This window comes from Actinomadura logoneensis (assembly GCF_003428695.1).
GTDB classification, from domain to species: domain Bacteria; phylum Actinomycetota; class Actinomycetes; order Streptosporangiales; family Streptosporangiaceae; genus Spirillospora; species Spirillospora logoneensis.
The window spans coordinates 1-698 of sequence record NZ_QURH01000383.1; the positions used below are offsets into that span (position 1 = coordinate 1).

The 698-nt window shown below is 80.4% G+C and carries 1 protein-coding gene; it reads left to right on the forward strand.

Annotated features, from left to right (window positions below; genetic code table 11):
• Positions 1-698 (forward strand): FGGY-family carbohydrate kinase (locus DZF91_RS22845; protein ID WP_268915967.1); only part of this gene is annotated, 698 nt, incomplete at both ends.

Below are 698 nucleotides of genomic sequence, written 5' to 3' on the forward strand. Positions count from 1 at the left end.
CCTGCTGCGCGCCGCGCTCGGGCACGACGCCGAGCCGCCGCGCGTCGCCGGCCCGGGCGAGGCGGTCGGCGAGACGCCCTGGGGCGCCGTGCTCGCCCCCGGCACCGGCGACAACATGGGCGCCGCGCTCGGCCTCGGGCTGGAGCCCGGCGACGTCGTGGTGTCGATCGGCACATCCGGGACCGCGTTCGCGGTGGCGGACGCCCCCGCCGCCGACCCGTCCGGCCTGGTCGCCGGCTTCGCCGACGCGACCGGCCGGTTCCTGCCCCTCGTCTGCACGCTGAACGCCGCCCGGATCCTGTCGGCCGCCGCGTCCCTCACCGGCGCGAGCCTGGCGGAACTGTCGGCGCTCGCGCTCGCCGCCGAGCCGGGCGCGGGCGGCCTGACGCTGCTGCCCTACCTCGACGGCGAGCGCACCCCCGACCGTCCCGGCGCCACCGGGGTGCTCGCCGGGCTCACCACGGCCAACGCCACCCGCGAGAACGTCGCCCGGGCCGCGGTCGAGGCGCTGCTGTGCTCCCTCGCCGACGCCGTCGGCCATCTCGCCGCCCAGGGCGTGACGCCGCGCCGCACCCTGCTCATCGGCGGCGGCGCGCGCTCGGAGGCCGTCCGGGCGCTGGCCCCCGCGATCCTGGGGACGCCGGTGACCGTGCCGGAACCCGCCGAGTACGTCGCGCTCGGCGCCGCGCGCCAGGCGG